This is a genomic window from Paenibacillus sp. JT22N7, from assembly GCF_059383875.1.
This window is the reverse complement of sequence record NZ_JBXENY010000004.1, coordinates 113776-139388: the sequence shown is the minus strand read 5'-3', so window position 1 is coordinate 139388 and position 25613 is coordinate 113776. Positions and strand designations below refer to the sequence as shown.

The following is a 25613-nucleotide window of genomic DNA, read 5'->3' as shown; positions in this document are numbered from 1 at the left end:
GAGTTTCTTTTTCGATCGGAGTATAATTCACTTCGGTAGAAACAAAAGGGGAGCTGCATTACATGCCAGAAGGCTTATTGTATTCGATTGGTTTTATTCTTGCTCTGACGTTAGCGCTTGTCATGACACCGCTTGTAAAGAAATTCGCTTTTTTCGTCGGTGCTATTGATAAGCCGAATCATCGGAAGGTTCATACCCGCATTATGCCACGCATGGGTGGTTTGGCAATTTATGCTGCATTTGTTGCAGGTTTTTTATTGCTTTTCCCGTTCATTCCTGATGGAATGCTGACAGATGCAAATATGAATATGATTAAAGCGCTGCTTGTAGGCGGCACGATTATTATTTTAATAGGCGCCTTGGATGACCGTTTTGAGCTGTCCGCCAAAGTGAAGCTGCTGGGCCAGCTGGCTGCGGCAAGCGTAGTCGTATTTGGCTTTGGCATTAAAATCGATCTGGTTAACATTCCGTTTGGAGATGCTATGCAGCCGATTGCAGGCTGGATCGCTGTTCCGATTACGATTCTCTGGATTGTTGGCGTGACCAATGCAATTAATTTGATTGATGGCTTGGATGGGCTCGCGGCTGGTGTTTCTGGCATCGCGATCTCTACTATTTTGATCATGGCGATTATTATGGGCAATATCCCCATTATTCTGCTCTGCAGCTTGCTGCTCGGCGGCATCGTCGGATTTTTATTCTTCAACTTTCATCCTGCGAAAATTTTTATGGGCGACTCAGGCTCGCTGTTCCTTGGATTCAGCCTTGCCACATTGTCCATGATTGGCTTTAAGCAGGTTACGATTGTTTCGTTCGTTACACCGTTGCTGATTATTGGCGTTCCGCTTTCGGATACCTTCTTTGCGATCGTCCGCCGCTGGGTGAATAAGCGCCCGATTTTCGCGCCGGATAAAGGGCACTTGCATCATTGCTTGCAGGAGCTTGGGTTTAGCCATCGCCGTACCGTTCTGATTATCTGGGGTGTAGCGGCGATATTCGGAGGGTTTGCGATTTTGCAATCTACTGTCATACAGTCTACCGCAGCGAATTGGGTTACGTTCTCCGTCATTTGTTTGCTGATGTTCAGCCTGCAAATTGGCGCCGAACTTATTGGTATCGTTGACAAGACGCGCCGCCCAGTAATTAACTTCTTTAATCGCGTGCTGCTGCGGACAAAGGTAGATGCGCAATCGCGTTCGAAATAATTTCGGATTCCCGCTATTATTTATTAATAGGATTTTATGACGAAGCTCCACAGCCTTTGCAAAGGCTGTGGAGCTTTTTTTGCGTAACTTTCCCAAATAGACTAAAAATATAGGCCGGAATAACCGATAACAACAGTACGGAACTTTTCTTGGGTCTTTGCGTCTAATTGTAACAATCAATGGCAAACATTCACTCAAGAGGGAGAAGGAGGAAAGTTTATAGAATAGAGAATGATAAGCTCTTTTGTACGATATCAACGTTTGTCTATACAGCAAGATCATAAACCATTTTTATGACGAACAGGTATCGGCTATTGAGATATTTGTTCAAAAGCAATGCATATAAGGAGGAACCAGTGTGATGAGAAAGTGGAAACAAATGTTAAGCTTATTTTTATCAATTGCTTTGATTGTAACGTTGGCTCCGCTCCAACCGGCGAAAGCTGCGTCATTGTATTTCCAGTTCACTGACTTTAGTACAATTGAGTCAAGCCCGACTATTGTAAATACAAACACGGTTAACCTGCGCGGTTCATTTGCGGATGTATCGCCAAACTCCATTACGTTTAAAGTAGAGCGATTGGTGAATGGTTCGGTTGTAGCCTCTTCAAACGGCGCGCTTACCCCATCCATTATCGGCAATACCTTCTTATTCGCAGGGGTACAGCTTTATGATGGACTTAACAAAATTACAGTTATGGGTACGAGCACCGGCACTAGCGGCAGTGTAGTTGAAGGAACAAGCTATGTTACTTATGGCAACGTTCCTGTCATTACTAGCGTTCAGCTTGGCAATGGTACTGCTCTTTTAGAAGGACAGCCTGTTATCGTTACAAATGCTAATACTTCTTTTACTGTAAAAGCTAGTAATGCTACTGATGTATTGATCAATGGTGTTGCCATGTTTAATGGTGGCGCAGGTACATTTGTAATGTCTTCGCTTACCATGCAGGCAGGTTTGAATTATCTTACTATTGTCTCTAAAAATGGTGATAAAAGCTTTACGCTTGAACGCCAGGTTGTTTATTTTCCAGCCAACACAGCTACCCCCTTTAATGTAGTAGCTTCACCGTCTAATACTTTGCTTGATGGCAATCCTGTTATTGCACAAATCTCTGCCAATACAATTAGCGGTAAGATATTGTTCAAAACACCTACAACGACGATTGCTGATCCTACCGTTACGTTAGAGCTTTATAATGAAGCTGGTGTTTTGGAAAATACACTCACTACCACGGTTACAAAAGAATCAACTAGTACTGATTTTACGCAATTTTCTTTCCAGTCTACAGGAACATTTAGTACGGGAACGAATGGAAAGTATACACTTTACGTTAAAAGTACGCCATACAATGGTCTGACGGCGAATTTCCCAATGCCATTTACAGTGCGGAATGCTAGCACACCGTATATTACGGCAATTAAGCAATATTATGAGATCACACCTACTAGCCCGGCAATTGATTCTGCTGTTACTGCTGGGGCCCAAACTAATTTTGTTGATAATAGTTCCGTAAGCCAGCTTCCTTTATGGCTTGCGATTGATGCTGGCCAATTCGATTTAGGTGCTGGGGGTACAGCTACCCTTACAGCAAAGGTGAATGGAGCGGCAGTTAACAGTTCAACATTTGATTACTCGATTTATAGAACAGCGGATTCCAAACAGCGTGTCTTTAAAATCAATGCATTACCTCAAGGTGATATTGAACTGACTTTTAAAGTCAGCAACGCTTTCGGTAATGATACGGTAACCAGAAAGTTTACTTATAATCCGATATCATCGATTCAGGTTACGAACACATTTAATGGTGCCATCTATTATGACGATGCTCCGTTACTGGCTTTGAAGGGTAAACTTTTGAACTTCAAGCTGCCAGCAGATAAGCCTACCCTTACTTATACACTTAATGGTGTTACAACAACGTTTGCAGCTGGGTATGTCACCGATAGCACTGGTGAGTTCGAAATCCCACTCACTGCTAATAGTTTGGTTTATGGAAGCAACGTCATTGAATTGGCAGGGCGTGCAAATGGAGTTTCGGTTGCTACGACGTTCACAATCTATCGTTTTTCGGATAAACGTCCACAAGTAACGAAGATTATCCCGGTACCTTTTACAACTAGTCCTAAAACAAATCCTGCTGGTCAGCGCTATGATTCTGACACAGATAAAAGATTTGTTGCTGGCACAACAGCTAACGCTTATACAACAACCTTGAGACAAGCAGACTTACTATTCAATGTAACGAATCTCGCAAATCTTATTATTAATGTAGACGGACAATTGTATACAACGGCTTCAGTCGATAGCGCGACTGGTGTTATGACAATCGATGATAATAAACTATTTTTTGAACCTACTACAAATATTACAGGACGCTTTTACTCCCTTCGCTTATTTGGAGTAGAACTTCCCGTTACTGGTTCGAAGAGTATTACCGTAATTTCACAGGTTGGTACGGAGAGTGTAAGCCAGACTATTACAATTACACGTGAACTGCCTGCTTATGAGATACTGTCTCCAAAATTGCCTGAGGAAGCTGTTATTAATCAGAATTTCATTAATGTCAGTATCCTTGCAGAAGGCGCTGATCGAGTAGTAATTGGCAAAGTAGATATGAACAAAAGCGCTGTAGATGATATTTTCCGCTATGAGCAAAAGGGTCTCAAAGCGGGTACAAATAAAATTAAATTTACAGTTTATAGAGGCAGTGAGAAGCTTAATGGTGAATTCTCAGTCAATTATGCAGCAGATAACTCCATTGGTGCGCAATACAAAACCGTAATTACAAAAGCAGGTAAAGCTAGTGCGTTTAAAAATGAATTAGTACTGAATTTTCCTAAAAACACATTTTTACGCCCGGCTAATCAGACCCCCGGCAGTGATGTCAAAACAATTGATATGTTTGACTCCCAGCAAATCTTGTTTGGGATCGCAGATCGGACAGATGGTAGAACATTGAAGTTCTACAATCCAGTCGGGAAATATACTAGTTCAACTCCGATAGTCGCTCAAGATGGTACTATATTAGATATACCTACTAATGATAATGCTGTAGCAAGGTTGCGCCCTAATTCTCATTTTGGTTTTGCATCCAATCTGTTTTGGCTTGATGCGGGTTACGTTAGTGGATTTATAAATACAGAATATACGTTTACGCAAGGACAGCATCCTTATTTAGAAGGTCAAGAATTTTATCAAAGAACATTAGATAAATGGTTGGAAACAACTAACTATGGCAGTATTACAATTAAATATGATTCTCAAATAAGGAACACTGTAGCGAATACGTTAAGTATATGGCGCTACTATGATGGTAAATGGACCAATATTGGTGGAAAAGTGAATACAGGAAGCAAGACCATTACAGCTCCAATTAATGGTTTTGGTTATTATGTGGTCATGCAAATGCGTTATAGCTATAGTGATATGATTGGCCATGCGTATGCACGCAACTCACTTGAGCTTATGTTCTCCCGTGGGGTCATGAATCCTAAAAGCAACAACGAATTTGGTGTATATGACAATATTAGTCGCGGTGAGTTTGCCCAACTTTTGGTGAAAATGTTCCAAATCCCGCTCGACTATAACCCTAATGACATGACCTTTGATGACGTTGTGCCTATACTGGGAATCAGCGAGCTATGGGACTATCGTTATATTGAAACAGCTGTACGTAAAGGTATTATTAGAGGCAAAGGACCAAGACAATTCCTTCCGAATGAGGCTTTGACGCGTGAGGAAGCAGCTGTAATGATTGCTCGCGCAGCTAACCTAGTCAAGGATGGCAAGGAAGATCAGGTGAAGGATCGTGCAGCTCTCCAGAAGTCATTCACCGATGCAAGCTCGATGGATGGCTATGCATTAAGCTCCATCCTTGCTGTCGTGAAGGCTAAATTCCTGGAAGGCTTGCCTAACACAACTTCAGGAACAGGAAAAGCTACGTATCGTTTTGATCCAAAGGCTAATCTAAACCGTGCGGATGCTTCAATCATTGCAGAACGTGTAATGCGTAAGAACAAACTGCTATAAGGCTGATTTATTAAAGGTTAGAAGGGTTGGCCAGCGGCTAGCCCTTTCTATACCTTGAAAATGCGTAAGATTATCCATGGAAAATCTTTTGCATCGACGCAATGCAGGAAGCCAAGCTATACTAAACAAGTATTCAAACATAGAAGGGCATTTAGAACCAGAGCGACCGTTTTCTTGAAGATCGCGTGCAGTTGTTTCGATGCTACATAGCGAGGGTAAAACTTTTTTGAAATTATTTTTCGGTGAGCGCAACTTTTTTGAAGCACGTGCGTCTAATTAAGTGGTGTTACATCAATCGCCAAAAAAATCATTCTTTAGACTTGCCTAATATCAGAGTTAGTTGGAATGAATTCTCAACTTTCTCTTTACGATAAGGGTATGCCATTGTATAATGTTATAGTGGTATAAAGGTCTAGCAATTTTCTGCGTGTTTACGAGTTTCTGCGACATGTTATTACATAGGGTTAAACATGGCGACAGACATTATTTATACTAAATACTGCTCAACTCTGGGAAGGGGGTGACACACACATGAGGGAAACGAGCAATTCATTTTCTAAACAAAACTCTCAACAACCGAAGCAATTTAGAGGAGGAGAAAAAAAGGTTATGAAGAAAAGTTTATTGGCATCCGTGCTATCTCTCTCCCTTGCTATGGCCGTAGCAGTTCCAGCATTTGCTGCAACCCCTACTGATGTAGCAGGCGTGAAAGAACAAAGTGCAATTGAGGAGCTTGTAGCTCTTGGAATTATCAATGGTTATACTGACGGTACATTCAAACCAGGCAACAGCATTACTCGTGCTGAGCTTGCTAAAATTATCGTTATCGCAACTGGTAGCGAGCAAGCTGCTACTGCTCTGCAAAACGTTAAATCCCAGTTCAAAGATGTTAAAACAAACGAATGGTACACTGGTTACATCAACGTAGCGACTGGTAAAGGTTTGCTGCTTGGTGACAAAGGTACTAAAAACTTCCGCCCGAACGCTAACATCAAGTTCGAAGAAGTTGCTGCAATCGTGGTTCGTGCTCTTGGTTACCAAGATGCTAACCTGACTGGTTCGTGGCCTTATAACGTCACTTTGAAAGCTGAAGAAGTTGGCGTATTCAAAAAAGTTGATCTAGCTCTTGGTACTGCAGCAACTCGTGGTGTTGTAGCTCAACAAGTTAGCAACGCACTTGGTACTGACCTGGTTCAATGGATTGCTGATGCTAAAGTTTACAGCAGCACTGGCAAAAAATTGATCTCCCGTCTGGGAACAACAACTGAAGAAGTTGTTACTTCTGCAGTTCTTGATGACAATGGTCGTCTTTCGTTGAACGGTCTTTCCAAAACTTTGGCACCTAACTTCATTATCACTGGTGGAGTGAAACTGGTTGACCTGCTTGCTCACAACGTAACTGTTCTGGCTGATACTGATGGTCGCGTTCGCGCTATCACTGACAACCAAAACGAGAACAACGTAGTAACAGGTAAACTGAATGTTGATCTTGGAACTGCACAACAAGTTGAAGTTAAAAACGGTACTGCTGTTACTAAGTACAACACTGTAGGAAACTCGGTTTACTACTTCAACAGTGATTCTGTTGCTGGTACTGACTCGAACCTGAAAAAAGATGCTGATGTGTCTGTTTACCTGTTCGATAACAATACTACTAACGTTAACGCTGGAGTAGTTGGTAAAGTTCGCGCAGTAGTTGTTTCCAAAGCTAACGGTGCTAACAAGTTGCTTGATTCTTATATCGCTGCAACTACATCCGCAAAAGCTCGTCTTCTAACTCAAGACAACCTTTCTGTATCGCTTAACGATTCCACTTCCATCGTTCTGAACGGTGAAGCTAAAGCTGCAACTGATCTTGCTAAAAACGATGTTCTTGACATTGTTTATAACAAAGACAGAGTAGCAGTTAAAGTTGTTGCGACTCGTAACGTTGTTGAAGGTAAAGTAACAAATGTAACTGTTCAAGCTGATGGTACTTCTGTATACACTGTAGATGGTAAAACATACACAACTACAAAAGAAGCTAACCTGACTGGTTCGAAAGAAGTTACTAAAGATGCAACTTACAAACTGTTCTTGAATGTTGACGGTAAAGTTGCTGGTGCTGAATTGTTGACTGGCGGAAGCGTAGACGCTAAGTATGGCGTTATCCTGAATGCTGCTAACGATCAACCAGCAACAAGCGCATTTAACGAAGATAAAGACGTATTCAAGTACTATTCGATTAAAGAAAACAAAAACATCGAAGTAAGCTTGGATAAAGCTACTTGGAATGGTACAGCTGTACGTCTGGGTGATGCAGCTCCTTATGGTTCTGCTTCGTTCGATAACTCCCAAGCGGTATTTGTTACTTGGAAACTGAAAAATTCCGATAGCAGTGTTAACGGAATTGACAGCCTGACTCCACTTACAACTACTTGGGCTGTTAAAGAAAAATCAGACACAGCATTGAAAGTAAATAACAATGCTGGTACAGTAGTTAACTACGAAATCAATGCTAACACTGTAGTTCTTGATGCTAATACTTACAACAAAGGCATTGCTGATGCTGGTGACCGTGAAGTTAAAGCTAGCACTCTTGCTAACCTTGTAGTAGGTAACAAAGTAACTGTAATCCCTGATGGTACATCTACTTTTGCTAAGTATGTAATCATCACTGAGAAAACTGCTGACAGTGCAAAAGAAGCTAAATACGGCTTGTTCGTTGGTGCTTCTAAGTCTGGCGATGACTACTCTGTAACAATCAATGTTAAGGGTACTAACGAAACAATCGCTTTGACTTCCGATGAGGGCGCTGCTATCTACAACACTGTTGTAAATGGTCTGTCTGCTGGTAACTCGACTTACAAAGAGTCTTCCAGAACTCTAGTTGCTGTTAAAGACGTAACTAATGGTGCTTCTGGCGAACTTGCTAAAGCAAGCAACGCTTATGACACTGTAGAGTTCCTTAACGCAACTGGTAAGCTTACAGCTGTAAGCAACTCCGATTCCACAATTACTGTTGCTGGTACTCAGTACTATGTAAACAGTGCAACTGCAATCTACGTTTACGATCAAGCATCTGATTCCCTTGTAACTGATGGTATCTTTGCTGACGTAACTGCTCACCTGGGCGAAGCTGCTTATGGCGAAGTTGGTGCTAAGTATGGTGTTGCTGTAGTTGGCGATGCTAACTATGGATCGTTTACACTTGCTAAAGCAATCGTAGTTGTTAAATTGAAATAATTTCTCTTTAACACAAGGAAACCGATGAGATCTTCTCATCGGTTTCTTTTTTTGCGTTCACACTTGATTCATAAAAGTTTGTTATAATTAAAGTAGAAAAAAATGCTCTGAAGGGGTGAATTGCTCGGCATTACAGCGAAACTTTTTGTTGGGTATGAACGTCTATATAAAAAAAGATGTGGAGTGATATTTTAATGCAGACAGTTGTTTCTGGAAGCTCAAGATTGAAATGGCGTTTTTATGTAGCCATGTTGTTGGTTGCAGCATTGCTCTTTCCTGCATTGCCAAGCAGTAGTGAGGCGGCCTCTAATGCGAGTAGCATTAAACCTGTGTACATAAACAGTAACTCATATGTGAAGCTGGATAGTGCGGATATACTGTCGACAAGCAAAGGGAAAACAGCGAGCTTTACAATCACGCTTTATAATGGAGGCAGCAAGGCTATTAACCTCCAAGACTATTGGTTCCGTTTAGCTTCTACTAGCGGTACTAAATATACATTGTATATGCTGGATAGCGATAAAACGAAAAAAACCGTTCAAGCAAATTCGAATGTTACTTTGACTTTTTATAGCGAGCTGCCATCAAGCATGACTTTGCCTAAACTCATTTTCAAAGTCGTAAAGTTTGATTTCAGTGTCGCCGGTTATGAGAAGACATTGGGACAATTTAAGTTTCCAGCAGATTATTCTACAGATGTTAAAGCAGGTGGCTATACTTCTGTGAAGTTGAATAGCACTCCTGTAAATATTAGAATCAGCAAATCTACCATGTCCACAAGCACAGATAATAATACAGTTAATATTGAGCTCGCTATGCGCAATACCAGCAGTTCTGAGCTATCGCTTGCTAACCTGCAGTTTCTAGCTCAGTCGGCAGCTGGAGGCATGTACAAGATGAAAGTCACTTCGACTACCTCAGGTACAGCAGATGCTATCGTCTTGCGTCCAAAGATTCTTGAAACGATTAAATTAAGCATTACCCTTCCTAAATCTGTTTCTACTAAAGGACAGAAGCTTGTTATTACACAAGGTATTAGCTCAGGCTCAGGAGAAGGGGCATCAACCTTATCTTTGCCTGTTTCTAAAATAGGGTATAACCTGAAAACAGCTAATACCACAACAGCAACAAATTATGAATATATTAAAGATGATTACACTTATAAAATGAATGTTGCTTCTATTCAAAGAAATACATGGGGCGGTGAAGACAGCCTGATCGGAAAGCTAGTTATTACAAACACTAGCTCAAAAACAGCTCCAATCCCAGCAGTCGAAGGTTCATTGTATCTTGGGGATAATGCAGCTGTGAAAACAACAATTATTCCATTCACAAACCCTGTAGCTATTCCGGCGAAAAGTTCAATAACGATATATTATACAGGTACGGTTCCTACAACTACATCGTTAACTGATCTAAAGCTCAAGCTATTTGAGAAGTCCGGTGAATCACAAACAGAATTGGCCGCATTAAAAACACCGGCTGCTATCGTACCGAAATCTGTTGCTATTGGCAGTGAAAATAATGTTAATGATATCGGTGAAAACTTCACAGTAAATGTGATGAAAACACAGTTGCTTGAAGGTAATTCTAACAATCTTTATGCAGTTTACATGGATATTACGAATAAGCAATCACGTGCAATTGCAACTTCCAAGCTAGTAGGCTACCTGAAAACAGCCGATGGGGATAAATATGATATTAAATTGTTGAAAACAAGCAATTTGATTAATCCTGGCAAGAAGGAGCAAATCATTGTTACTACAGAAGTGCCAAAACAGCTTGATTTAACTGGCGCAACGGTTGTACTGGGTAGTGCTTTTAATGCTCAGGGCATTGTTAAGAAAGATGATGCTGAAATTTCAGGTTTTGTTAATCCAGTGAGCTATGCATTGCCACAGTATGGCCAAACCGTTACATCCGAGTTTAATAAGGTTCAGGTCGGTCCTTATACGATTAATATGGATAACATTATCACTTATTTGACAGATGATAAAATTGATGTGGATTTCTCTGGTCAAGTAACAAAGGATCTTAGCTATGAAGGCTTTAGCGCTAAAAAATTCACTTTTGCCCTTGAGGATCAATCTACTAATCTTTCCATGATTAATGCTCCATTTGAACTCGAAGGTGCGGCTGGAACTGCAGGTCAATATGTTTGGAAAGTTGGCAATAACTACACAAACATTGTCCAAAGCGTAACAGATAAACTAGTTGCTAAAACGATTCAGCTCAATATCTATGAGGAAATTAATGGATACAAAACAAAGCTGGTATCGAAAAATATTAAATGGTCGCCATACTTGAACTGGGCTGACCCAAATAATAAGGAATTTTAATTTTGAATTAGATTATTAAAATTTTGTAGTTAATTTTTAAAAAATCAGGTATCTTAATAGGATACCTGATTTTTTTTCTGAGAGGAGTAATAGAGTTGAAGAAAACGACAATGAAAGTGGCTATTGGTGCAGCACTCCTATTGGTAGGTTTCGGTATTGGCATTCTCAATCCGAAAGCAATCGAAGCAGATGGCGTATCAACAACTCCAGGCTCTATTGACGATCCTGTTATTACAAAGAGTTATTTAGATGAGCAGCTTGCTAAAGTATCTGGTGGCAGCAGCGGCGCGGGTACTGGCTCAACTGGTACATCCAACGCTCAGGCTTCCCTGCAAGTCGTTAGTGTACCTAGTGGCAAAGTGCTGCTTGGTGATGAAGGAACAGAAATCATTCTTCGTGTAGGCAAAGCAGTAGCTTACAGCTCAGATAGCAGTGGTATTGTGGATATAACAGATGGCAAGGATCTGGTTAAAGGGAATTCCATAGCCAGCAATCATCTTTTACTGATGCCTCGCTCAGGCAGGGGAATTACGGCTGCGGCAGGTTACACTAAATCATTAACGGTAATAGTTCGTGGTGGATATAAGCTGCAATCCGTTAACTGAGTTAGTATAATTTGTGTAAGTTGACAATAGATTATACGCTTGAACAAATTTGTTGAGGTTAAAATAAGAGCATGCTCCCATCATCCAACAGTGAGGTGTTCTTATTATGAGTCGTTCTAATAAAGTAGCCGTTCCACTTAGTAAAGCAGCTCTTCAGCAAATGAAATATGAAATCGCTGAAGAATTTGGGCTATACTCCTATCATTCCCAGTCAAACGGTGATGATACGGAGTTTGCGGGTGAACTGGGATCAGTACCACAAACTACTGGCTCAGTCCATTGGTCACAGCTATCGACAAGACAAGCTGGCTCCGTTGGTGGGGAAATGACCAAACGCCTTGTAGCGCAAGCAGAGTCCGTTTTAAACGGTTATATTTAAAATATAGGAAAGGATATGATTTAGCCATCCATTCTCTATATTTCTCGGACTGAAACGCGCCACGCCGCCAGAGGACGGCGACAGCCGTTTCACCTTTACCTTTACTGAAAATTAATTCTTATCGGGATAGTATCCATTGACAGGAAGCGACATTTTCGGTAACATACTTTATTAGAGAGTTGTAAAACAGCCTTTTCCATAAGGAAAAGGTTCGTTTTTTGTTTATAAGTTCTGAACTTATTTATATTAAAAGCTGTAGGAGGTTGATACGGGTGTCAATTAAAGGTCGTCATTTGTTTACATCAGAATCAGTAACGGAAGGTCATCCCGATAAGATTTGTGACCAAATTTCCGATGCAGTATTGGATGCATTCCTGGAGTCAGATCCTTATGCGCGTGTAGCGTGTGAAGTATCTGTAGCGACAGGGCTTGTTCTCGTTATTGGTGAAATTAGCAGCCGTGCGGACTATGTCGATATTTCGGCTATCGCACGTCGTACAATTAAAGAAATTGGGTACACTAGAGCTAAGTTTGGTTTCGATTCCAGCACTTGTGCAGTTCTGACTTCGCTCAATGAGCAGTCTGCTGATATTGCTCAAGGTGTTAATGCTGCCCTTGAAACACGTGATGGCAAAGATATTCAACAAGAGAACGAAGATATTGGTGCTGGTGACCAAGGCTTGATGTTTGGTTTTGCAACCAACGAGACACCAGAGCTTATGCCTCTTCCGATCGCGCTATCGCACCGTATTGCACGTCGCTTGTCTGAAGTGCGTAAAAACGGTACGCTTGAATATCTTCGTCCTGATGGCAAAACTCAAGTTACAATCGAGTATGTCGATGGTAAGCCGGTACGTGTTGATGCAATTGTTGTATCTACACAGCATGCTGAGGAAATTAGCCTAGAGCAAATTCAAAGCGATATTCTTGAGCACGTTATTAAACCAGTTGTGCCCGTTGAGTGGCTGGACGCTGAAACAAAATACTACATTAACCCGACAGGCCGTTTCGTTATTGGTGGTCCTCAAGGTGATGCGGGTCTTACTGGCCGCAAAATTATCGTTGATACGTACGGCGGTTACGCACGTCACGGCGGCGGCGCATTCTCCGGTAAGGATCCTACAAAAGTTGACCGTTCTGCGGCGTATGCAGCACGTTATGTAGCTAAAAACATTGTTGCAGCTGGACTAGCTGATAAATGTGAAATTCAGCTTGCTTACGCTATTGGCGTGGCAAATCCGGTTTCTATCAGTGTAGACACATACGGAACAGGTAAAGTGGATGAAGAGAAGCTGGTTGAAGTTATCAGCAACAACTTTGACCTTCGTCCTGCAGGCATTATTAAAATGCTTGATCTGCGTCGCCCAATCTACCGTCAAACAGCTGCTTATGGTCACTTCGGCCGTACAGATGTGGATCTTCCTTGGGAACGCGTTGACAAAGCGGATAAGCTGAAAGCAGATGCTTTGGCTTAATAGCCAATTTTGATGCGATTATGATACTGTAATGATATAGTTTAAGAAATGAACACCCCTTGAATAATAATTGGGAAGCCTATGAGCGGCTCAATTTATTCAAGGGGTGTTTTTATATGGAATAGTGCTTTTCGATTCAAATGATAAGTAATTCATGAAACATTATTCCTTTTTGATTCCAAAAAAGCCCTTGATAAGGTTATATAATATGGTTTAAACTTCTTGACTAATTAATATAAAATCGTATACTATTCAATTACATACTTTAATAGAGGATAATATTTATATATTTCCTTATTTGGATTGTGAATTTGACTAGGGAGTGGAATTAACTTGAAAACAAGTGGAATAGGCAAGAAATTAGTAGTGGCTGCTTTAGCATCAACAATGTTTTTATCAGGTGTCACTTTGCCTAATGTAATTAAGGGCGACTTTAACACGGCCAAAATCGCGGCGCATGGAGAAAGAATAACCTTACAGGGTCCTGATGGTTTGAGTTATGTTGTAGCATTCGTAAATGAGCATTTATGGCTTCTAAGAGATGGATCTACGACTTGGATTCAACAAGCAACACCACAAAAGCCATCAGGGTATGATTATAGGGATGGCTATTTAGTTGGTGCCAGCTTTAATGGGAATAATATAGTGGCGACAGTTAGATGGTCAGGTATATCCACATTGTATACTTCAACTTTTAACAATGTACCATCCATTCCTGATCGTGTAGTCATACAAGCAGAATTTTTGGATTCAGCACGTGCTTTAGCATATATTAGTGTTCCGGAGATTGGGAATATTTCAAGATTTGAATATTATTATCAACTAGGGGATCAAGGAGCTTGGAACAAAATTGAGAAAATTTCAATTGGAATAAATGGGCCGCAAAGGCTAGGTGGCTTTAGCGTAGACCATAATGTGAAGATCAATGTAAGGGTTGATTCAATTACAACTGGTCAAACCGTAGCTAACGGATCTTATAATCTAACCACAGTGCAAGTACGTGGCAAAAATATTACTGGGCCTGATGGCAAGTTGTATAAGCTTTCCATTTTAAATAACAAAACAATTGAGATAAGAAACCTTCAAAATATAGTAATTACTTCTTATAGTATTCCTAATCCAGTAGTTGGCAACCTCAACTCATATTTTGCTTTGGATTATATGCAATTTATTTATTGGGAGGGCAACGATTTAGTTGTGACTGCTTTTGTTCGTCAATTATCAACGCAGCAGGGCAGCTTTGTTACAGCAAGATTTAACAATCTGATTGCTCTGAATCCATAATAGAAATAAGTTTTTTTGCAGGATTAAAATTAAATCTAAAATGTAGGGGACGTTACGAGAGATCGTAGCGTCTTTTTATTTTATGGTGAAAAAGGCAGCAGATGATATTTAATTCATTGGAAATTATCCGGAAAACCTACATTTTTGGCACTCAGAAGCCGACAAATAAGGTACGAGTGTAAATTTTTGGGGAGTGAATGAAATGAGTCGTTACAAAATTAGTATTCTTCTAGTATTCGTACTCTTGCTACAAATTGCATTGCCGCCAAGTAGCAGCCTTTTGACCAACGAAGTGTATGCGGCAGTCAACGGTCCTATTATTACAAGCAAATCACCAGCTAATACTTTTGGAAATGTCGGACTCGGTGCGCCTCTTTCCTTTACTTTTGATGAAAGTGTAGTAAAAGGAACAGGACCTGCTTCAATTACGATCTACAATTATTCGAATAATACTCAATTTGAGACGTTTAATGTTGCGACAAGTAATCGAGTTGCCATTGATGCTACCGGTAGAACGGTTACGATACAGCCAAGTACTTCTTTTGCTGTAGGCACCGAATATTATGTATTCATTGACCAGGGCGCATTTGTAAATGCATCCAATGGTGCGAATTTTAGCGGCATTTCCAATGCTGCGGATTGGAATTTCAGAACAGTAAGTCAGGTTGACAGTACACCTCCAGACTTGCGGTCTGCGGTGTCGCCCGCTCCTGAATCGGGCGGGGCGCTCATTACAACTACAATAACGATCCCATTTAATGAAAATGTATATACGACATATGGGGCGATTACGCTGGTATCTGCTCCAAGCGCAACAGCTTATGACTCTAGAGAAATAGCGGTCAATTCCGCTCAGGTAGTGGGCAGTGGCACTTCCACTCTGACGATTAAACCTTCTGAAGCGCTCTATCCGAATACGACCTATACAATTACGATTCCTAGTCATGTTATTCAAGACAGCTCGGGCAATCGCTATGCCGGAACGACATGGCGTTTTACAACTGCGCCAGCGCCAGTTAATGCAACCGGCTTAACCCCTGGAAATTCCGCCACTTCTGTCGGAGTAAGCAGTTCTTTCAGCATGAGCTTTGATAAAAATGTGAAAGCGAATGCTGGGAAATACATAAGTCTCGTGCGCGTAAATGATAATTATGCGGATCGCTATCAGGCTACAGATACGTCCCGTGTCAGCGTTAGCGGAAATACCGTTACCTTTACGCCTCCGAAGCTGCTCGCAAATACCCGCTATTATATATTAATCGATGCAGGAGCCTTCGCAGACAGTACGACTGGGGACTGGTTCCAAGGTATATCCAATGCTGCTACGTGGAGCTTTACGACGAGTCCTGGTGACGAGACTGATCCACCACGGATTCAGAGTACTTATCCTGCCCACACGGCAGCAATCGGAACGCTTAACTCCAGCATTGAAATAAACTTTACGGAGCCGGTTTATCCGAGCGCAGGCAATATAGAAATTCGCAACTCGAACAATACCATTTTTGCCACTATTCCCGTGACCTCAAGCTATGTAACGGGTGGCGGAACGAGCAAAATTACGATTAACCCGAATAAGACCTTTATTAACAATTCGCAGTATTATGTGGTTATTGGGAGCAGTGCTTTCCGTGATGCCGCGGGGAACTATTTCGCCGGACTTTTAGCGAACAACTGGACGTTCCGGGTAACTCAAGATACCGTAAGGCCAACGATTGAGTCACAAAATGCCGTTAATAATACGCAAAATGTACTGACAGATGCGTATTTCTCCGCTATTTTTAGCGAGACAATTGTAAAAGGCACGGGTACTATCACGATTAGACCGGTCACTCCGGCGACTGGCGTAGTCGACATTCCGGCTAATTTCTACATTAATCCAAACAATAGCCGAGAAATAGTTATCACGCTCCCAACAGGCACAACAATGGCTCCAAACACGAATTATTATATCGAAATTAGCCCAACGGCAATCTATGATTTGTCGGATAATGCGTTTCTCGGAATCCAGAATGCTTATCAATGGGCTTTTAAAACAATAGGTATTGATACGACGCCTCCTGCTGTTAGCAAGATGGAAGTCAAAGGCTCTACTATCGTCATGACCTTTAACGAGGATCTTAAAGCAAGCTCTGTCCCGGCCTTAAGCAGCTTCTATATTACGGTTAATGGCGAGCGGCGTGAATTGCTGTCGGCTGCTGTATCTGGAAGTACCGTTACGCTGACGTTAGCGGGAACGCTCGTTAATATCCAGACGGTCAAGCTTTCCTATTCTAAGCCAACAACGACAACTGGGGGTATACAGGATCTCGTTGGCAATCAAGCGCTAAGCATTGCGAATCAGGACGTGGCATTTGCAGTAGATGCTACAGCGCCAACGCTTTCCAGCGGAACGGCAACAGGCAGCGTTGTAACGCTCACATTCAATAAAGCGTTGGCTTCCGTCAATAATTTGGCGTATCAGCAATTCCGCGTCAATATTGGTGGTGCCTCCTATACACCGACGGCTATTAGTATCAATGGCTCGGTTGTCACGATGAGTGTAAATGCGACGATCGCCAATCAGTCCGTTTACGTCTCTTACACACCGGGCAGCTATCCGCTTAAAAGTACGGATGGAGCCAATGTGGCCGCTTTTAGCAGCTACTACATTACGAATACGGTTGATGTAACAGCTCCAACGCTGCAAGGCGTATATGCAAATGGCAGCATCATTACGCTCAGCTACAACGAGACGCTGAGCACGAGCGCTATTCCGCCTGTGAGCAGCTATACAGTCAGCGTAAATGGCAGCCTCCGTTCGATCGTGCAAATATCGGTGTCCGGCAGCCAAGTACTGCTTACACTAAGCTCGGCTATCAGTTCAAGCGATACGATTTATGTATCGTATAATATGTCTTCACCAAGAGTGGTGGATCTGGCCGGAAATGCGGCAGCAAGCTTCTCGACTCAAAAAGCATCCATGGGATCTGCAAATAGCTCGCTTTACTCAGCAGTCATTAAAGGAAATTCGCTTGTGCTTACATTTGGAGAAACGATGAATAGCTCCTACGTGCCATATACAACGCAATTTTCCGTTATGGCGGGCAGCTCGACGGCTTCGGTTACAGGCGTATCGATTAGCGGTTCTACAGTTACGCTTACGCTCGCAACGGCGATTGCTTCGACGAGTTCGGTGACCTTTAGCTATTATGCTTCAGGAACGACGCTTCGTACTTCATCGGGCAAAATCATTGAGAACATTTTGAGCCAGTCTGTCACGAACAGCTCGTCAATCATTGATTTGATTCCAGGAGAGTTCACCCAATCGTCCGATGGCGGTGTTCTCATGACAAGCGGTGCTTTTACAAAGACGTCGTATCAGACCGCTTCAGGCAGATCGTCAGTGAAATATTCCATTTCAGCGGAAAAACTAGCTCCTGCTTATCAGGCGGCAAGAACGGCCGGCCTTACGAGATCGCGAATTATTGTAGAGATTCCGAATTCTGAAAATGCGGCTGTCGTAGCAGTGCCACTGTCCACACTGCTCAATGCGAGTTCTATCAATACGAATCCGTTTTTTGTTGTAAAATACAATGGCGCATCGTATGAAATTCCGCTCGGTGCCTTGAATTATTCCAAGCTTACAAGCTCTGTCGGAACAACGGGCGAGCTACTAATTGAGCTTGAGCTTGGCACCACATCGCTAACGTCGGCATTGACGAATAGGCTGAATCTATCAACGATCTCACTATTATCGGGAATTGTTCATTTTCAGCTCTATGCAGTTAGTGGTACAATGAAAAGCGAGATTACAGAGCTTAACAGCTATGCGACTTTAAGCGTGGATACATCGTTGGCTGTGACGAGAAAAAATACAGCAATCGTGCGGGTTGACCCTGTTGCGGGTGCATTGACCTACGTACCGACGATATTTTCCACGTTGAATAACAAGACGGTTGCTACTTTTAGAAGTAAAAGCATCGGCGCTTTTGCATTAGTTAGCAATTCTGTCAGCCTTATTGATATTAGCAGTCATTGGGCTGGGCCAACGGCGCAGTCGCTTGCCAACAAAAATATTGTTGCAGCGCGCACAGGCAACCAATTCGTTCCAGACAAGCCTATTACCCGCGGTGAGTTCGCAACTTATATTGCGAAGGGACTAGGGCTTTCAGGCAATAAGGCAGCAGCGGCCAAATATTCGGACGTTAATATAGGCACTGAGCTTGCCGCCTACATTGGAGCAGCATCGGAAGCAGGCATCGTGCTTGGCTATACGGACGGAACATTCAAAGCAGATAAATATATTCAACGCCAGGAGATGTCGGCAATGATGACGCGCGCAGCAAGTGCAGCTGGCGCCACCATTCAACTGCCATCTTCAGCCTCTACGTATTTGCAGCCATTTACTGATCGCAACAGCATCAGCTCATGGGCGCGTACGGATGCGGCAAAAGCGATTTATACCGGCGTAATTGGCGGTAAAACGACTAAAACCTTTAGTCCTTTGACGAATGCAACCCGGGCAGAAGCAGTCGTCATGATCAAGCGCTTGTTAGAACATATTCAATTTCTAAACACGTAGTAAATTGGTACCAGCCCCGGGACACCTTGCATAAAGGTTGTACGGGGCTTTTTTTAATAACCTCTTACAAATTTGGAATTTCATTCGCTTGAGAGAGGACTGATGCCGCAGCGACAGGCGCTCACAGCAAGAAGCAGGATCAGAGACGAACGCTGTTGCCATACGACAAAATTCGCAAAAATCGGAAGATTAGCGGAACTTTTTGCACCTCTTTATAGTCTATATTTAATAGGCTTAGTAGATTAGGCTGCTGCTGTCATCCCTTTTTCATATTTTCGACAAGGATGGAGCGAGCCTGAGATGGGAGAGTTGCAAAAATAATGCGCAAGTTAGTAAGAGGATACGACCAAGGTAACCGCGGAATAGGCAAAAAGGTAGCTATTGTTATAATCGGAGGAGCGTTGCTCCTGCATCCAATTTCAGAGCTTGCCCCGGCAAGCTGGAAGATGATAAAAATAGAAACGGCCGCAGCTGCGAGCAGCGGAACGCTTAAAGAGCTGCAGCAGTCCTACGTGACATCAGGCGCCAAACGAATCGATTATCTTTGGACGACAACACGCAGCGGCAAAACGGCGCAAGCGAACGTCCATGTCATTGAAGTGGATCTCACGAATAAATATGTGCAATTGAATGCGCTGAGCGGCAAAAACAATACGATTGGCGATCGCGATACGATTTTGAATATGGCGAAAACAAGTGGAGCGGTAGCTGGCATTAACGGCGACGTCTATGTGACAACGGGCGAAGGCTCGCCGATGGGATCGCAGATTACTAGCGGAACGCTCATGACGACGCCAATGCAAATTAAGGGCATGTATGCTTTTGGAGTTACGAAGGACCGTCAGCCGAAAATCGACAGCTACAGCTTCAGCGGAACGGTTACGTCTGCAAGTGGAGCGACTTTCACCCTTTCAGGCATTAACCAGTCGTCTTATACGCCGGAGAGCGGAGACTCTACTTACAGCCACGCCAACACGATGTATATCTACACAAGTGCGTGGGCTGGCTCGGAGCGTCCGAAAAATTCCGCTGCATTGCCGACCGAAGTGCTTGTTCGCAATGGCGTTGTCGAGCAGATTTCCGACGGAACTGCACTTACGATGGCTGCGCCTAAAGACGGATATATTTTACGTGCCAACGGTACAGCAGCTAAATTCATCCGCGCCGAGATCAAGGTCGGAGACAAGCTGAAATCGGACTACTCGTTAGTTTCCCAAACGACTGGGAGCAAAGTAGATCCGAATCAATTCGAAATGATGGTTAGCGGGCATACGATTCTGGTTAATAATGGGGCAGCATCGGCATTCTCGCGCAGCATCACAGGTGTTAGCGGAGCGGCATACCTTTCCCGTTCAGCCGTAGGCTATTCGAAGGACGGTACGAAGGTATATCTGATTACCAGCGAACAGTACGGTGACAGCAAGGGCGTGAATTTGGCGGAGCTGCAGCAGATTATGGTGAAGCTCGGAGTCTACAAAGGCATGAATCTGGATGGCGGCGGTTCAACAACGATGATCGAGCGCCCGCTTGGGCAGTTTGCTCTGCAATCGGCTCATTCCACGACGTATGGGACGACGATGCGCAGCGTTGCGAGCGGAATTGGCGTATTTACGACCGCGCCTAAAGGTGATGTCAAGGGCATTACAGTAGGCGGCACGAATGTATTGCTGATTGGGCAGCAGGCGACTTTTACGGTAAAAGGGTACGATACGTATTACAACCCGGTAGCAGTTGATGGTACCAATGCCAAATGGAGCAGCTCCTCATCGGTTGGAACATTTAAGGGCGCGGACTTTACGGCGACAAAAGCAGGCTCCACGACCATTAGCGTCAAATCGGGCTCGGCGAGTGCTACATACAAGGTAGATGTTGTCGGACAGGATCAAATTGCGTCGATGACGATTGATAGCGCAGCGGGCATGCTTTCCAAAGGAGCAACCGTTTCGGTACCCCTTACAATGACCTTGAAAAACGGCAAAAGCTATAAGCTGAGCGGCGATTCGCTTAAATGGGAGTTTGTTGGCTTTACCGGCAAAGTATCGGGCGATACGCTTACCGTGCAATCGGTCAATGAGGGCGCAACGACAGGCTATGCCATCGGTCGATATGACGGCTATCCAACGATGCTCCCGCTTACGCAGGGAGGCTCGGAGAAGGCGCTTGAGGATTTTGAAAATGTGAACTATGGCATTTCGACGCAGCTAACTCCGTCTGCGACGACTAAGGGCAGCGTCAAGCTGACTAGCGATCTGGCAGGCCAGACATCAGCTAAAGCTTTGCAGCTAACGTATGATTTTAGCGCAGGAACAGGGACGAAGGCCGTCTATGCTGTGTTTAACGGTACTTCCGGTAAAGCGATTGAAGGCTCGCCTACTGCCATGACGCTTGATGTTTATAGCGATAAGAGCCTCAACTGGCTGCGGGCGGAGTTCACCGATGCCGATGGCAAATCGCATCTGGTAGACGTGGCGAAGCAGCTCAATTGGAGCGGCTGGAAGACGGTGAAGGCTGATTTGTCGTCGTATGGCATGAAATATCCGATCAAGCTGAAGCGGGTCTACGTCGTTACAATCGCGGAGGGCGCAGATGAGCGTGCGGCAACCGGCACGATTGGCATTGACAATATGAAGCTGCAATATCCAGGTGAAGCCGTATCTTCTCAAGCGAAAAACATTGTCATGACGATTGGCAGCAAAGCGGCTTCCATCGGAGGCAAGGCGACAACGCTCGACGTGACGCCAATTACGCTAAAGGGAACAACCTACGTTCCAATCCGTTTTGTATCTGAAGCGCTTGGAGCCAATCTGCAATGGGACAATAAGCTGAACCGGGTGACGGTATTTGATGGCGCCCATTTGCTTGAGATGGTTATTGGTAAAAAAGAAATCGTGGCGAATGGCAAGCGTTCCACGACAGAGGTTGCGCCTATTGTGCGGAACAATCGGACGCTCATTCCTATTCGACTATTTTCGGAGCAGCTGGGACTTAAAGTAGGCTTTGATAATAGCACGAAGAAAATCACCATTAACTAGGGAAGAGTTCTAAACCGGGATTGCAGGAGCGAGAGCGGATAATATAGGAGGTTTTGCCCGGATATAATGGGTAATTTCACCTCTATTCCCTCACGTTCCCGCAGCATCTGGCAGCTAGAGTTCAAGGCCAAGGAGGCGGCGGACTATGCAATTGTGTTATGATAGTCTAAAAGAACCTTCTATTGGAAAGGTTGCCGAATTTTTATGGATCAACATATTTTAGATATTAACCGTGTCATTACGAATGCGACGCAGGTCATGGAGGACAGCAAATTTCAGATTTTTGAAATTTGCGAGGCTGCACGCGCTGAATTGGAATCACTTGAGCAGGAGCTCGAAGTGGTTATTCAGGAAACGGTAAAGACGATTGAAAGAGTCGATCAGCTTGAGCTGGATTATCGGCAGGCGAGAATCCGTCTAACGGAAGTTAGCCGTGATTTCGTCAGATATAAGGAAGAGGATATTAAATCGGCGTATGAGAAAGCGACGCAGATTCAGCTCGATTTAATGGTTTGCCGCGAGAAGGAAACGTATTTAAAATCGAGACGCGATGATTTGCAAAAGCGCGTGCGCAATGTAGAATCCTCGATTGAGCGTGCAGAGATGATCGCTTCACAAATTAATGTCGTATTGGAATATTTGTCGGGTGACCTCAATCAGGTCACGCGTATTTTAGAATCTGCTAAAACAAGGCAGCTGATTGGCCTGAAGATTATTTTAGCCCAAGAGGAAGAGCGCAAGCGTATAGCCCGTGAGATCCATGACGGACCGGCGCAGTCCCTTGCAAATATTGTCATGCGTACGGAAATTGCAGAAAGAATGTTTCTAAAGAAGGAATTTCAGCTAGTACAGGACGAATTAGTAGATTTAAAGGGTCAGGTTCGTCTAGGACTCGAGGAAATTCGCAAAATTATTTTTAATCTGCGTCCAATGGCGCTTGATGATTTGGGACTTGTACCCACGCTGCGCAAATTTGTACAGGACTTTGAAGAGAAAACAAAAATACATACTGTATTTGATCTTACGGGCAGAGAGATACGGATGCCTTCCGCCATGGAAGCTGCTATTTACCGTTTGGTCCAAGAAGCCTACTCCAATGCGCTTAAGCATGCTAATGCCTCTTACGTTACTCTAGACATGGTTTATACCTCAGATTCAGTTACAATCACCGTATTCGACAATGGTAGTGGATTCCAACAAGAGCTTATCCAGGTGCATAACGGAGACAACTCGCATTTTGGGTTAGTTGGCATGCAGGAAAGGATTGATCTCTTGGAAGGGAAGATGGATATAGACTCAAATTTAGGAAAAGGCACGAAGATTATATTTAAAATCCCTATTACAGCGGAGAATAGAAAGGAGTAAGATGACGAATGAACCAAAGCGCACCTAATCATAAACGTAAAATTAAAATTTTGCTTGCTGACGATCATCAGCTTTTTCGTGAAGGATTGAAACGTATCTTGAATATGGAGGAGGACCTGGAGGTCATTGGCGAATGCGGTGACGGTATTCAGGTGCTCGAATTTTGCAATCATACGATTCCAGAAATCGTCCTGATGGACATCAATATGCCGATTGAAAATGGGGTCGTAACGACCGAGAGGCTTAAGACGATTTTCCCAGATGTGAAGGTTATCATTTTGTCGATTCATGATGATGAAAGTTATGTGTTCGAGACGCTTCGCAAAGGAGCGACTGGCTACCTGCTGAAAGATATGGAGGCAGAGGCCCTCATTAATGCTATACGCTCCGTAGTTAACGGACATGCTTACATACATCCTAAAGTCACAGGCAAGCTGATCAACCAGCTGCGTCGCATGACGTATTTGGATGAAATGGGTGTCGTGTCTGGCGCGGCAGCAGCGAAAGAGCCAGGTGTGAAATTTGTCGCTGGCGATGACAACCCATTAACGCGTCGTGAGGCTGAAGTATTGCGCCTGATGGCTGAGGGCAAAAGTAACAAGCTCATCGGTGAATTTCTATTCATCAGCGAAAAAACGGTTAAAAACCATGTTAGCAGCATTTTGCAAAAAATGGAAGTGGATGATCGTACGCAAGCCGTTATCAACTCCATTAAGTTTGGGTGGGTTACGCTGTAGCCGTTCAAGCCTAAAGCGAGCGAATGTGTGCTGCATAGTGCCGCAAAAGGTGTCCGAAGGACCAAGCTTTGCGAAGCTGGCAGTAGCTTATTAAATAGATGATTCTAGTATCAGAAGCGAATGATGATACAAGGGAAAAATAAATAGGCAGAAAAGAAGAGCTCCCGGGACCATAGTCATATGGCCGGGAGCTTTTTTTATGGCGTAAAGGGGTTTGCACAGGGAATTATTTTTTTTAGCCAAGAGCTATGCGCTTGTCCGCTAATGGTGGAACCACTAGGCGCCCGCAGGCATATAATGCAGAACAAGACAGGTTAGGGCAGCAGAGCATCTGCTGGGGCGCCCGGATGGCCTGAGAAGTGAGCCTAGGGCGGCAAAAATGGCTGTCAAGGAAGCAGAAGCTTGGAGCGACGGATTATTGGAATACAGGCATGGGCAGGTGACGAGAAAGGTGTAAAAATGATGAGCTTATTTTATAGGGAAAACGGCTCGTTATGCCAGGTATTCCTTTGGAGACGCACATAGGAAAAAGGAAACAAGCATTGAATTATTTTCAGGAGGTGCGGTGCCATGATCAACATTTTTTTAATAGTCGTGGGCTGCTATGTGCTGGCGGGCTTCCTGGTACATGCAGTTTACCGCTGGAAACGCCATAAACGGCGTTCTGCCAGACATTATGTGCTGCTTGCAAATCCCCAGCATTCTAATATGGAACGGATGATCCGATCCTTCTTCTCGTTCTCGCGCTGGATGGGCGTAGATGTTCAGTTGACTGTCGTAGACGCTGGACTCAGTGAGCAAACAAGGGAAATTATACAGCGGTTGAACCGAGCAGATGGAGGAATCAACCTATACGTGGATCGCTATAATGAAGTTGAATCGACCTCTATGATTTCAGAGGAAGGGCGAGCAGGTGTGAGTAGAATACAGCATTTAAGTGAGCATGGATTAGAGGAAAAGGAACTTGGCGTTGAAACGGAAAACCGGCTGTTGGAGCAGGATACAGATCCCAAGCTAAAGCCGGATTATGCGACTAAGCGTAAGCTGAACAATCCGCAAAGCAAATCGAAACGAACAGCATCCAGTTTATTGTGGAGAATGCAGGCAGACGGAGTCATAACGAAAAATGAATACCCTGTCGTCATTGATTTGCAAAATCCAGAGGATTTATCCAAAATTCCTTTTTGAAGGGAAAGGCCGTTGATAAAAGACTGGAAATCTATTATAGTAATAAAAATAGAATTTGATTTATAGCTTGTTCATGCCTGAGTATATTTAGATACTTTGACATGACTTCTATAAGTATTTCAGTTGGAATAATGAAGATGAAGCACATCTTTGATAGCGCTTAGGCGTTGTTGAGGTGTGCTTTT

The 25613-nt window shown here is 43.4% G+C and carries 13 protein-coding genes; all 13 read left to right on the top strand.

Annotation, left to right across the window (positions count from 1 at the left end; all coding sequences use genetic code 11):
* The first annotated feature begins 62 nt into the window (after positions 1–62).
* The 13 genes from AC50Y5_RS12165 (at position 63) to AC50Y5_RS12105 (ending at position 25428) form a co-directional block, all read left to right on the top strand.
* Positions 63–1205: a glycosyltransferase family 4 protein gene (locus tag AC50Y5_RS12165; protein ID WP_494860924.1), complete on the top strand. Its 1143-nt coding sequence runs from the start codon at positions 63–65 to the stop codon at positions 1203–1205.
* A gap of 361 nt (positions 1206–1566) precedes the next feature.
* On the top strand, positions 1567–5238 hold the full coding sequence (locus AC50Y5_RS12160) for an S-layer homology domain-containing protein (RefSeq protein WP_056036871.1): 3672 nt from the start codon (positions 1567–1569) through the stop codon (positions 5236–5238).
* Positions 5239–5769: 531 nt separating this feature from the next.
* Positions 5770–8463, top strand: coding sequence for an S-layer homology domain-containing protein (locus AC50Y5_RS12155; RefSeq protein ID WP_494860922.1), 2694 nt, complete (start codon positions 5770–5772; stop codon positions 8461–8463).
* Between the two features lie 194 nt (positions 8464–8657).
* Positions 8658–10802, top strand: coding sequence for a hypothetical protein (locus tag AC50Y5_RS12150; protein WP_494860920.1), 2145 nt, complete (start codon positions 8658–8660; stop codon positions 10800–10802).
* 95 nt (positions 10803–10897) lie between these two features.
* A complete protein-coding gene (locus AC50Y5_RS12145) occupies positions 10898–11407 on the top strand; it encodes a hypothetical protein (RefSeq protein WP_494860918.1) in 510 nt (169 codons plus the stop codon).
* Positions 11408–11513: 106 nt separating this feature from the next.
* A complete protein-coding gene (locus tag AC50Y5_RS12140; RefSeq protein WP_056036882.1) occupies positions 11514–11786 on the top strand; it encodes an alpha/beta-type small acid-soluble spore protein in 273 nt (90 codons plus the stop codon).
* 272 nt (positions 11787–12058) lie between these two features.
* Complete coding sequence (gene metK / locus AC50Y5_RS12135; RefSeq protein WP_056036883.1) at positions 12059–13261, top strand: methionine adenosyltransferase; 1203 nt, start codon at positions 12059–12061, stop codon at positions 13259–13261.
* Positions 13262–13594: 333 nt separating this feature from the next.
* Entirely contained in the window at positions 13595–14545 is a 951-nt protein-coding gene (locus AC50Y5_RS12130; RefSeq protein WP_494860915.1) for a hypothetical protein, read from the top strand.
* 202 nt (positions 14546–14747) lie between these two features.
* Positions 14748–19106: an Ig-like domain-containing protein gene (locus AC50Y5_RS12125; RefSeq protein WP_494860913.1), complete on the top strand. Its 4359-nt coding sequence runs from the start codon at positions 14748–14750 to the stop codon at positions 19104–19106.
* Positions 19107–19426: 320 nt separating this feature from the next.
* Positions 19427–22138 carry a stalk domain-containing protein gene (locus tag AC50Y5_RS12120; protein ID WP_494860911.1) on the top strand — a complete coding sequence of 904 codons (2712 nt, stop codon included), beginning with the start codon at positions 19427–19429 and terminating at the stop codon, positions 22136–22138.
* Between the two features lie 204 nt (positions 22139–22342).
* Positions 22343–23503, top strand: a complete 1161-nt coding sequence (locus AC50Y5_RS12115; RefSeq protein ID WP_056036892.1) for a sensor histidine kinase — start codon at positions 22343–22345, stop codon at positions 23501–23503.
* An 8-nt stretch (positions 23504–23511) separates the two neighbouring features.
* Positions 23512–24240, top strand: a complete 729-nt coding sequence (locus AC50Y5_RS12110; RefSeq protein WP_056036894.1) for a response regulator — start codon at positions 23512–23514, stop codon at positions 24238–24240.
* Between the two features lie 570 nt (positions 24241–24810).
* Positions 24811–25428, top strand: a complete 618-nt coding sequence (locus tag AC50Y5_RS12105) for a hypothetical protein (protein ID WP_494860909.1) — start codon at positions 24811–24813, stop codon at positions 25426–25428.
* Positions 25429–25613 lie beyond the last annotated feature (185 nt).

Excerpts from the sequence above, each read along its gene's own strand:
- AC50Y5_RS12150 (WP_494860920.1), top strand. The coding sequence starts at position 8,658 with ATGCAGACAGTTGTTTCTGGAAGCTCAAGATTGAAATGGCGTTTTTAT.
- AC50Y5_RS12140 (WP_056036882.1), top strand. The coding sequence starts at position 11,514 with ATGAGTCGTTCTAATAAAGTAGCCGTTCCACTTAGTAAAGCAGCTCTT.
- AC50Y5_RS12165 (WP_494860924.1), top strand. The coding sequence starts at position 63 with ATGCCAGAAGGCTTATTGTATTCGATTGGTTTTATTCTTGCTCTGACG.
- AC50Y5_RS12120 (WP_494860911.1), top strand. The coding sequence starts at position 19,427 with ATGCGCAAGTTAGTAAGAGGATACGACCAAGGTAACCGCGGAATAGGC.
- AC50Y5_RS12155 (WP_494860922.1), top strand. The coding sequence starts at position 5,770 with ATGAGGGAAACGAGCAATTCATTTTCTAAACAAAACTCTCAACAACCG.
- AC50Y5_RS12105 (WP_494860909.1), top strand. The coding sequence starts at position 24,811 with ATGATCAACATTTTTTTAATAGTCGTGGGCTGCTATGTGCTGGCGGGC.
- AC50Y5_RS12115 (WP_056036892.1), top strand. The coding sequence starts at position 22,343 with ATGGATCAACATATTTTAGATATTAACCGTGTCATTACGAATGCGACG.
- AC50Y5_RS12160 (WP_056036871.1), top strand. The coding sequence starts at position 1,567 with ATGAGAAAGTGGAAACAAATGTTAAGCTTATTTTTATCAATTGCTTTG.
- AC50Y5_RS12110 (WP_056036894.1), top strand. The coding sequence starts at position 23,512 with ATGAACCAAAGCGCACCTAATCATAAACGTAAAATTAAAATTTTGCTT.
- AC50Y5_RS12125 (WP_494860913.1), top strand. The coding sequence starts at position 14,748 with ATGAGTCGTTACAAAATTAGTATTCTTCTAGTATTCGTACTCTTGCTA.